Origin of the sequence: Anaerococcus sp. (assembly GCF_022770135.1) — a bacterium.
In the GTDB taxonomy this organism is placed as follows: Bacteria; Bacillota; Clostridia; order Tissierellales; family Peptoniphilaceae; genus Anaerococcus.
On sequence record NZ_JALEIL010000020.1, the window covers coordinates 1 to 10,413 of the forward strand.

The 10,413-nt window shown below is 39.1% G+C and carries 9 protein-coding genes and 1 pseudogene; all 10 read left to right on the forward strand.

Features of this window, described 5'->3' with window-relative positions:
- Positions 1-468 (forward strand): annotated as a pseudogene (locus MRZ08_RS00765) (mannitol dehydrogenase family protein); the annotation flags it as partial.
- A gap of 16 nt (positions 469-484) precedes the next feature.
- The gene (uxuA, locus tag MRZ08_RS00770; RefSeq protein WP_297378098.1) at positions 485-1,555 is read left to right on the forward strand and encodes a mannonate dehydratase; all 1,071 of its coding nucleotides are present in this window, start codon (positions 485-487) and stop codon (positions 1,553-1,555) included.
- Between the two features lie 155 nt (positions 1,556-1,710).
- Positions 1,711-3,117 (forward strand): glucuronate isomerase, encoded by a 1,407-nt coding sequence (gene uxaC / locus MRZ08_RS00775; RefSeq protein WP_297378101.1) that lies wholly within the window; start codon positions 1,711-1,713, stop codon positions 3,115-3,117.
- Positions 3,118-3,131: 14 nt separating this feature from the next.
- Positions 3,132-3,758: a bifunctional 2-keto-4-hydroxyglutarate aldolase/2-keto-3-deoxy-6-phosphogluconate aldolase gene (locus tag MRZ08_RS00780; protein WP_297378104.1), complete on the forward strand. Its 627-nt coding sequence runs from the start codon at positions 3,132-3,134 to the stop codon at positions 3,756-3,758.
- A complete protein-coding gene (locus MRZ08_RS00785; protein WP_297378107.1) occupies positions 3,758-4,783 on the forward strand; it encodes a sugar kinase in 1,026 nt (341 codons plus the stop codon). Before MRZ08_RS00780 ends, MRZ08_RS00785 begins: the two co-directional genes overlap by 1 nt.
- Positions 4,784-4,888: 105 nt before the next feature.
- A complete protein-coding gene (locus MRZ08_RS00790) occupies positions 4,889-6,058 on the forward strand; it encodes a Gfo/Idh/MocA family oxidoreductase (RefSeq protein ID WP_297378110.1) in 1,170 nt (389 codons plus the stop codon).
- 6 nt (positions 6,059-6,064) lie between these two features.
- Complete coding sequence (locus MRZ08_RS00795; RefSeq protein WP_297378114.1) at positions 6,065-7,090, forward strand: Gfo/Idh/MocA family oxidoreductase; 1,026 nt, start codon at positions 6,065-6,067, stop codon at positions 7,088-7,090.
- Positions 7,083-7,937: a sugar phosphate isomerase/epimerase gene (locus MRZ08_RS00800; protein ID WP_297378117.1), complete on the forward strand. Its 855-nt coding sequence runs from the start codon at positions 7,083-7,085 to the stop codon at positions 7,935-7,937. The genes MRZ08_RS00795 and MRZ08_RS00800 overlap by 8 nt, the downstream gene beginning before the upstream one ends.
- Positions 7,937-9,016 (forward strand): Gfo/Idh/MocA family oxidoreductase, encoded by a 1,080-nt coding sequence (locus MRZ08_RS00805; RefSeq protein ID WP_297378120.1) that lies wholly within the window; start codon positions 7,937-7,939, stop codon positions 9,014-9,016. The genes MRZ08_RS00800 and MRZ08_RS00805 overlap by 1 nt, the downstream gene beginning before the upstream one ends.
- A gap of 15 nt (positions 9,017-9,031) precedes the next feature.
- The coding region (locus tag MRZ08_RS00810) for a glycoside-pentoside-hexuronide (GPH):cation symporter (protein ID WP_297378122.1) at positions 9,032-10,413 on the forward strand (1,382 nt) is incomplete at its 3' end.

Consider the following 10,413-nt stretch of genomic DNA (forward strand, 5'->3'; position numbering starts at 1 on the left):
GATCCAAAAGACTTCATCGACGAAGTAATCAATGTAAGATTCCCAAACAAGTTCATGCCAGATACACCACAAAGAATCGCGACAGATACATCACAAAAGATTCCTGTAAGATTTGGACAGACTATAAAAGGTTATGTGAATGATGAGAATCTCGATGTAGCTGACCTTAAGTTCATTCCACTTGCCCTAGCTGGTTGGTTGAGATATCTTCTAGGAGTAAATGATGAGGGAGAAGTTTTCGAGCTTTCAAACGATCCTATGATGGATTATCTAAAAGATAGCCTAGAAGGAATCAAAGTCGGAGAATTCAAGGAAACTGAAGGATTAAAAGATTTACTAAGAAACGAAAAAATCTTCGGAGTAAATCTCGAAGAAGTTGGACTTTCAGAAATAGTTACGAAATATTTTGAAGAATTGTCAGCTGGCCCTGGTAGTGTAAGAGCTACACTTAAGAAATACCTAGCATAATTAAGGAGATACGCTTATGAAAATGACATTTAGACACTATGGTAACGACGATCCAATTTCTCTAGAATACATTGCACAAATTCCTGGAGTTACAGGAGTTATGGTAATGATGAACGAATGGGAAGCAGGAGAAGTTTGGGAGAAGGATGTTTTCCAAGAATACGTTGATAAGTGCCACGCAGTAGGCCTTGATTGTGAAATTATCGAATCAATCAACGTTCACGAAGATATCAAGATGGGTCTTCCAACAAGAGATAAATACATCGAAAACTACAAGGAGTCGCTTAGAAACGTTGCGGCTTGCGGTGTAAAGACAGTAATCTACAATTTCATGCCAGTATTCGACTGGGTTAAGACAGAATTATATAAAGAGCTTCCTGACGGATCCAACACCCTTGCCTTTGACCAAGCCAAGGTAGAAGGCCTTTCCCCAAGAGATATGGTAAATGAAATCCTCGACGGAGCAGGTAACTTCGAACTACCAGGCTGGGAGCCAGAAAGACTATCACAACTAGAAGATGTTCTCGAAAAATACAAGGATATCGACGAAGATAAATTAAGAGAAAACTACAAATACTTCCTTGAGGCAATAATACCAACATGTGAAGAAGTAGGAATCAAAATGGCAGTTCACCCAGACGATCCAGCTTGGCCAATCTTCGATATACCAAGAATCACATCAACTCCAGAAGATTTAGAAAAAATCGTAAATCTAGTAGATTCCCCATCAAATACCCTATGTATTTGTACAGGATCATTGGGATCTAGAGTTGAAAATGACGTTCCTGCCATAATCGCAGACTTCGCTAAAAGAGGCAAAATCGGAGCCATCCACGCTAGAAACATCAAGTTTACTGGAGAGAAACAATTCTACGAATCAGCACACCTTTCTAAGTGCGGTTCATTAGATATGTACGCTATAATGAAAGCCCTCTACGATGCAGGATTTGACGGCTACCTTAGACCAGATCACGGAAGAATGATCTGGGGCGAAGAAGGAAGAGCAGGCTACGGACTCTACGACAGAGCCCTAGGAGTTGCTTACCTAAACGGTCTTTGGGAAGCTATAGATAAAAATAATAAATAGATAATCAAGTTTTTAGACAACTACGAACATAAACCTTTGATAGGTGAGGCCTCTCTTAGGAGAAGTCCTCACTTAATCCGAGGAAATTCTTTTGACCATAATAGACAAAAAATTAACTAATATAAGTAACTAATACAAGAAAGAAAGGAAAACTAATGAAATTCATGACAGAAGACTTTATGCTTCATAATGACTTCGGAAAAAAGCTCTACCACAATTATGCGGCCAAGATGCCGATATTTGACTTCCACTGTCACCTTGAAGCTAAGGAAATTTATGAAAACAAAAACATTCCTTCAATAACTGAAGCTTGGCTTGGTGGAGACCACTACAAGTGGAGAGTTATGAGAGCTTGTGGTGTTGAGGAAAAATACATCACAGGTGATGGAGAGGATTTCGAAAAGTTTGAAAAGTATGCTGAAATCATGCCAAATCTTATAGGAAATCCAATATATCACTGGACCCACCTAGAACTTAAGAACTTCTTTGGAATAGATGAATGTCTAAACAAGGAAAATGCCAGAGAAATTTATGATAAGTGTAACGAGCTTCTAGCGAAAGATGAATTTAGACCAAGAGGCCTAATCGAGATGAGTAATGTGGCTGCAGTTTGTACCACAAATGATCCTATAGATGATCTTAAATATCACGAGCTTTTGGCTAAAGATAACTTCAAAGTCAAAGTTCTTCCAGCCTTCAGACCAGATAATGCCCTCTACATTGAAAAGGACAGCTTCAAGAGCTATATAGGAGATCTTTCTAAGGCAAGTGGAGTAGAGATTACAAACTTTACAGATATCAAAAAAGCCTTAAAGGCAAGAATGGACTTCTTCAACGACCATGGAGCTAAGGCCAGCGATCAAGCTTTCAAATACATCCCACACAGAAGATGTGATGAAGAAACTCTTAATAAAGTAGTTCAAAAGAAACTAAATGGAGAAGACATTAGCCTAGAAGAGGAAGAATCCTACAAGACAGAACTTGTAATATTCCTTGCCAAAGAATACAAGAAGCTTGATTGGGCTATGGAAATCCACGTTGGAGTAATCAGAAATAACTCCAAGCTAATGTTTGAAAAACTCGGAGCTGACGTTGGAGGAGATAGCCAAAACGACCTAAACTTCGCAGAAAATCTTGCAGACCTACTTTCTGATTTTGAAGAAAATGAAGGCCTTCCAAGAACTGTAATCTTCCCACTAAATCCAAAAGACCAATTCCCAATTGCCACAGTTGGAGGATCTTTTAACAGGGCAAATCCTGATGGAATGCAAAACATCCAACTTGGAACAGCTTGGTGGCATCTTGATCACAAGGATGGAATGATTGAGCAAATGAAAGTCTTCTCAAGTGTTGGAGTCCTTTCCAAATTTATAGGAATGCTAACAGATTCAAGAAGCTTCTTGTCCTACCCAAGGCACGAATACTTCAGAAGAATCCTCTGTAACTTCATAGGAGAATTAGTAGAAAACGGCGAATATCCAGCTGACGAAGAATTCTTAGGAAAAGTTGTAGAAGATATTTGCTACAACAACGCAAGAAAATACATTAAAATAGATTTATAAAGAAAGAAGGAAAAATGAGCAAAGTAGAAACAATCAGCAAAGTCCTAGAGCTAGGAATCGTACCAGTAGTAAGAGCAAACTCAGCAGACGAAGCAATCGAATACTGTAAAGGGCTAATCGATGGAGGAATCAACACCCTAGAAGTAACCTTCACAATCCCAAACGCAATCGAAGTCTTCCAAAGAATCCAAAAAGAACTCCCAGCTGACACCTTACTTGGAGCAGGAACAGTACTAGACCCAACAACAGCAAGACTTGCCATAATGAATGGAGCCAAATTTATAGTAAGCCCATCATTTGACAAAGAAGTAGCCAAAATGTGTAACATCTACAACATCCCATACATGCCAGGCTGCGTAACACCAGCCGAAATGCTAGAAGCCTACAAATACGGAGTAGACATCATAAAACTCTTCCCAGGCTCCCTAACAGGCCCATCCTACGTAAAAGCAATCCACGGCCCATACCCACACTTCCAAATCATGCCAACAGGTGGCGTAAGCCTAGACAACCTAGAAGACTGGTTTAAAGCAGGCGTAGTAGCAGTAGGAGCAGGCTCAAACCTAGTAAAAGGCAGCAAAGAAGAAATAACCCAAAAAGCAAAAGAATACCTAGAAAAAATAGCGGAGGTAAGAAAATAATGACAAAAAAAGTAGTAACCCTAGGCGAAATAATGCTAAGACTATCCACACCAGGATACGAAAGATTCGTCCAAGCTGAAAGCTTTGATGCAATCTACGGAGGAGGAGAAGCAAACGTAGCAGTATCCCTAGCCAACTACGGCTTCGATGCCCACTACGTAACCAAACTTCCAAAACACGAAATAGGTCAAGCAGCAGTAAACGCCCTAAGAAGATACGGAGTAAACACAGACTACATCGTAAGAGGCGGAGACAGAGTAGGAATCTACTACTCAGAAACAGGCGCATCAGCCAGACCATCCAAAGTAATCTACGACAGAAGTAACTCCTCAATAGCAGAAGCAAAAGCAGACGAATTCGACTTCGACGAAATCTTCAAAGACGCAGCATGGTTCCACACATCAGGCATAACCCCAGCCATCTCAAAAGAAGGTGCAGAAATCACCAAAAAAGCCATGCAAGCAGCCAAAAAAGCAGGAGCAAAAATATCAATCGACCTAAACTACAGAGCAAAACTCTGGAGCCCAGAAGAAGCCCAAAAAGTAATGAAAGATCTAATGCAATACGTAGACGTATGCATAGGAAACGAAGAAGACGCATCCCTATGCCTAGGCTTTACCCCAAAAGGACTCGACGTAACAAGCGGCAAACTAGACGTAGAAGGCTACCACGAAATCTTCAAACAAATGAAAGAAGAATTCGGCTTTGAAATGATCGCATCTTCCTTAAGAGAATCATACTCAGCATCTGACAACGGCTGGTCAGCCCTAATCTATGACGGCAAAGACTTCCACCAAGCTCCACAATACGACGTAAGAATCGTAGACAGAGTAGGAGGTGGAGACAGCTTCGCAGCAGGCCTAATCACAGGACTCCTAGATGGAAAAAGCCCTGCAGACGCCCTAGACTTTGGAGTTGCAGCAAGCGCCCTAAAACACACAATCAAGGGAGACTTCAACCATATGTCAAGAGAAGAAGTAGAAAACCTAGTAGGCGGAGACGCATCTGGTAGGGTTCAAAGATAGGATAAAGAAAATGTCTTTAGGGAGGATGCTCCCTTCCTAAAGATTATTTTTTAACAAAATGGAAAACGATTATCAATAAAGGATTAATAAATTTAGGAGGATAAAGTGGCTGATAGAAAATTAAAATTTGGAATCATCGGATACGGAACAGAAGGATCAATGTATGGAAAATTCATATCTGAAGGAATGGTAGAGAATGTAGAAGTAGTTGCAGTTTGTGATATTGATAAGGAAAAGCTTGAAAAAGCAAAAGAAGTTTTCCCAGAAGCAAAACTTTATGAAGACTACAAGGAGATGATTGATAGTGGCAAGGTAGAAGGAATTGTAACATGCGTACCTCACTATCTTCACCCAGAAATGGCAATTTATGGCCTAACCCATGGGGTAAATGTACTCAACGAAAAACCAGCTGGTGTTTATACAAAGCAAGTAAAAGAACTTAACGAAGTCGCAGAAAAATCTGACAAGGCTTATGCCCTATTCTTTAACCAAAGAACAAACCCACTATATAGAAAGCTAAAGGAAATCCTCGATTCAGGAGAACTTGGACCAATAAGAAGAACAAACTGGATCATCACAACATGGTGGAGACCAGATGCATACTACAAGCAATCTGACTGGAGAGCTACCTGGGGTGGCGAAGGTGGAGGAGTCCTTGTAAATCAAGCACCACACCAATTAGACCTTATCCAATGGATGACTGGAGCACCAGATAGGGTATACTCAAGCGTTCAATATGGTTACCAAAGAGATATCGTTGTAGATGACCAAGTACACTTTGTAATGGAATATGACGATGGTAGAACTGGAGTTTTTGTAACCGGCACCAATGAAATCATTGGAACAGACAGACTAGAAATTGTATGCGATGGTGGAAAAATCGTTGTAGATGATTCTAAGAAGGCAACAATCTATAGACTAAAAGAAACAGAAAACGACCTAAACGCTAGAATGACAATAGATGATGTGAAGATGCTCTTTGCAGGTCAAATGAAGATGGATGACTTATTTGAAACAGAAGTTATTGAAGAAAATTCTGTTTGGGGCGGCCAACACTGTGAAGTTTTAAGAAACTTTGCTGCTCACGTTCTTGATGGAGAAGAGCTCCTTGCAAACGGTGCAGAAGGAATCAATGGTGTAAGACTTGCCAACGCAGTTCATCTTTCAAGCTGGTTAGGTAAACCAGTATCAGTTAAGGACTTTGACGACGACCTTTATCTAGAACTTCTTAACGAAAAAATCAAAGAAGAAGGAAAATTCGAAGAAAGAAAGTAGGACTTTATGTTAAAAGTTGGAGTAATAGGACTCGGAACAGTTTCACCTATCCACTTGCTTTCAATTAATAATTCTCCCTATGCAGAGCTTGTCGCAGTATGTGATATTAACAGTAACAGAGCTAAGGAGAAATGCGAACAAACTCATTGTGAAATAATTCCTTCCTATACGGATTATAAGGAAATGATAGAAAAGGAAGACTTGGATGTAGTTCATATCACTCTTCCCCACTATCTTCACGCAGAAGTTTCAAAATATGCCTTATCCAAGGGACTCAATGTATTTTGTGAAAAACCTGTAGATATTAGTTACGAAAAAACCAAAGACCTATACGATTTCTACCAAGCCTATAAGGGAAAACAGAAACTCGGAATTTGTTTTCAAAATAGATACAACAAGTCAGTAGTAAAACTTAAGGAAATCCTAGAAGAAAACAAGGAAGAGGTCTTTGCTGTAAAGGGACTTGTGACCTGGTATAGAAACATGGACTATTACAAACAAGCTCCATGGAGAGGAAGTCTCAAGGAAGCTGGAGCTGGAGTGATTATCAATCAAGCTATCCACACCCTAGACCTAATGGCCTATGTTACAGGAAAAGATTGGAAGAGCCTTACAGCGACAATGACTAAGCTAATGAATAAGGAAGTCGAAGTAGAAGATACAGCCAACGCCTTTATCAAATACGAAGATGGAGTAAATGGACTTTTCATAGCGACTAATGCCTATTCGATTACAGATTCAATTGAGTTACAAGTAATAAGTAAAAATGAAAAATACACTATTAAGGAAAATAGACTCTTTAATAGGAGCTTAGAATGTTTGGCAGAAGATGAGAAAAGTGATGCCACCAAGGATTACTACGGGGCAGGACATGAAACCCTAATCAATAAATTCTACAAGGCTATAATAGACGATACAGATGACTATTGTGACCTAGCAGATGCTATGGAGACAATGGAGATTATTCAAGCCATAATCGATTCGTCTAATGAGAACAAAGAAGTTAAAAAAGAGGAGATTATCAATGACTAAAATAGGAGTACAAGCTTCAACAGTAGTAGATGCATTCAAGGAATTAGGACCTTACGAAACCTTCAAGAAACTTTCAGAAATAGGATATAAATCTGTAGAAGTATCTCAAGTAGAAACTAGTAAGGAAAACATCGATCAGATTATAAGAGCTTGCAAAGATTTCGACATGGAAGTTGCAGCAATGTCAGCAGCTCTCGAGCCAATGTTTCCTGGTCAAGAAAGCCTTGAAACAGATTATGAAAAGATAGTAGCAGACTGTAAGGCAGTAGATACAGACCTACTTAGAATCGGTATGCTCCCATTTGACAAGATGGCAAATCTAGATAAGGCCATTGAATTTGCTAAAAAAGCCAATGAATATGCGCTTAAGCTTAAGGAAGATGGAATCAAACTCTACTATCATAATCACCATATTGAATTTGTGAAATACGATGGAAAATACCTTCTTGACATAATAAGTGAAAATGCTCCAGAGCTTGGATTTGAACTAGATGTTCACTGGGTACAAAAGGGTGGAGAAAACCCAGTAAATATCCTCAAAAAATACTCAGGAAAAGTAGAGCTTGTTCACTTAAAAGATTACGAAGTTATGCCTTTAACAATGGATGATCTAAAACTTATGCAAGAAGACCAAGCTGCCTTTAGAAACGCCTTCGACAACAGGGCAAGATTTGCTCCATTAGGCCAAGGTTCACTTCCACTTAAGGAATGTGCAGATCAAGCTATAGAGTCTGGTTGTAGATACTTACTGGTAGAACAAGACTTTTCCTACGGTAGAGATCCTTTCGAAGAGCTAAAAATCTCTTACAATTGGCTTATAGATAATGGATATGGAGATTTATTCTAATGGCTATTAACAAAAAAGATGGAATGAATTATGCACCTAAAGGTTCTAGCAACAAAGTCGTTGGTCCTGGAGAATTTAAGGTTGGTGTAGGAGCTTTAGACCACGGTCATATCTATGGCATGTGCAATGGACTCAAAGAAGCTGGTGCAGAGATAGTCTATGTCTATGACAAAGATCCTAAAAAAATAGAAGAATTTCAAGAAAAGTTTCCAGAAGCTAAGGCTGTAAATTCGGTAGATGAAATTTTAAATGATCCTGAGATAAAAATGCTTGCTGCAGCAGCAATTCCAAATCTAAGATCAGCCTTAGGTAACAAGGCTATGAAGGCGGGAAAAGACTATTTCACAGATAAGACTGGCTTTACTAGCCTAGATCAGCTAGAAGAGACGAAAAAAGTTGTAGAAGAAACTGGAAGAAGATATTTCGTATACTTTTCAGAAAGACTTCATGTTGAGGGAGCAATATTTGCAGGAAAGCTTATCGAAGAAGGAAGAATCGGAGAAGTTATCCAAATAACTGGCTTTGGACCTCATAGCTTAAATAAGGAAAGTAGACCAGATTGGTTCTTCAAGAAAGAACAATATGGGGGAATCCTAGCAGATATAGGAAGCCATCAAATAGAACAATTCCTATACTACACAGGAAACAAAGACGCTAAAGTCCTTCACAGCAAGGTCGCAAACTACAACAACCCTGATACTCCAGAGTTAGAAGATTATGGTGATGCCACTCTCGTTGGAGAAAATGGAGCGACCTTCTTCTACAAGGTACACTGGTTCTCACCAAAAGGCCTTTCAACCTGGGGCGATGGGAGAACATTTATAACAGGAACAAAGGGTTCAATCGAAGTAAGAAAATACACCAATGTTGCAACAGATGCTACAGGCGACCATGTATTTTTAGTAGATGAAAATGGAGAAGAACATTTTGAAGTAAACGGCAAAGTAGGATTCCCATTTTTTGGAGAGATGATACTCGATTGTATCAATGGCACAGAAAACGCCATGACCCAAGAACATATCTTCAAGGCACAAGAGCTATGCTTAAAATGCCAAGAAGAAGCAATAGTAATAGATTAAAATCAGGAGAATAATATGCAGAAAAATGTAAAGCCTTTTGGCATGAGAGATAAGATAGGCTATGCAGCAGGAGATGTTGCAAATAACTTCACCTTCAACCTCGTTAGTAGTTTTCTGATGATATTTTATACTAACGTATGGGGCATAGATCCAAAGCTTGTTGGAGGATTATTCTTTATTTCGAGAATAATTGATGCCTTCACAGATGTTGGCATGGGAACTATTGTAGATAAGTTTCCAGGAAATAAAGACGGAAAGTTTAGACCATTTATAAAATGGGGAGCAATACCAGTAGCAATAGCAGGATTCTTGCTCTTCCAATCAGGACTTAAGGATCTACCAATGGGAACAAAAATCGTTATAATGTATGCGACTTATATCCTTTGGGGATCACTTTGCTATACCTTTATTAACATCCCATATGGATCAATGGCTTCAGCAATAACAGCTGATGCTGACCAAAGAACTGAACTTTCAACATTTAGAACACTCGGAGCTACTGTAGCAGGTCTTGTAATTGGATTTGTTACTCCATATTTAATCTATCAGAAAGTTCCTGGTCAAGCCGATATTTTATTAGAAAATAGATTCCCTCTTGTAGCTGGAATCTATGGAATACTAGCTATTATTTCTTACTTTATTTGTTACTCCTTCTGTACTGAAAGAGTTGATATAGAAAGAGAATCAGCTGGTCCAAAGGAAAACGCCCTTAAGGGAATCGGAAATGTAATCAGCAAAAGATCTCTTCTATCAATCATAGTAGTATCTATTTGCTTACTTCTTGGAATGCTTTTAGTTGGTTCAATGAATATCTATGTATACTCTACCTATTTCCAAGATACAACAGGAATGGCACTTGCTGGTCTTTGTGGTACTGTTCCAATGCTTTTTACAGCTCCAATGGCTATGAAGCTTGGACAAAAAATCGGTAAGAAAGAAGCATCATCTATTGGTCTTATAGGTGCAGGTGTAACTTATTTCATACTTTTCATCTTAAAGCTTGAAAATATGTACCTATTCCTAGCAGGAACTGTGATAGCTTATATCTTCCTAGGAATATTCAATACCCTAACCTGGGCTATGATTACAGACGTAATCGATGACTTGGAAATCAAAAATGGAGTAAGAGATGACGGAAAAGTTTACGCTATTTACTCATTTGCAAGAAAACTAGGTCAAGCCTTTGCTGGTGGACTAGGTGGATTTGCAGTAGCTTCAGTAGGATACGTTGCAGGAGCTGCGACACAAACAGCAGAAGTTGCTCAAGGAATATATAATGTAGCGACACTAATTCCAGCCATAGCTCTTGGACTTGGTGGATTGGTAGTGCTTCTAATCTATCCACTTGATAGAAAAACTGTAGAGAAAAACAATAGCACTCTAGCAGAAAAGAGAGC

What these genes read in the sequence shown, in the direction of transcription:
- MRZ08_RS00780 (WP_297378104.1), top strand. Translation starts at nt 3,132, where the DNA reads ATGAGCAAAGTAGAAACAATCAGCAAAGTCCTAGAGCTAGGAATCGTA.
- MRZ08_RS00800 (WP_297378117.1), top strand. Translation starts at nt 7,083, where the DNA reads ATGACTAAAATAGGAGTACAAGCTTCAACAGTAGTAGATGCATTCAAG.
- uxuA (WP_297378098.1), top strand. Translation starts at nt 485, where the DNA reads ATGAAAATGACATTTAGACACTATGGTAACGACGATCCAATTTCTCTA.
- uxaC (WP_297378101.1), top strand. Translation starts at nt 1,711, where the DNA reads ATGAAATTCATGACAGAAGACTTTATGCTTCATAATGACTTCGGAAAA.
- MRZ08_RS00795 (WP_297378114.1), top strand. Translation starts at nt 6,065, where the DNA reads ATGTTAAAAGTTGGAGTAATAGGACTCGGAACAGTTTCACCTATCCAC.
- MRZ08_RS00805 (WP_297378120.1), top strand. Translation starts at nt 7,937, where the DNA reads ATGGCTATTAACAAAAAAGATGGAATGAATTATGCACCTAAAGGTTCT.
- MRZ08_RS00785 (WP_297378107.1), top strand. Translation starts at nt 3,758, where the DNA reads ATGACAAAAAAAGTAGTAACCCTAGGCGAAATAATGCTAAGACTATCC.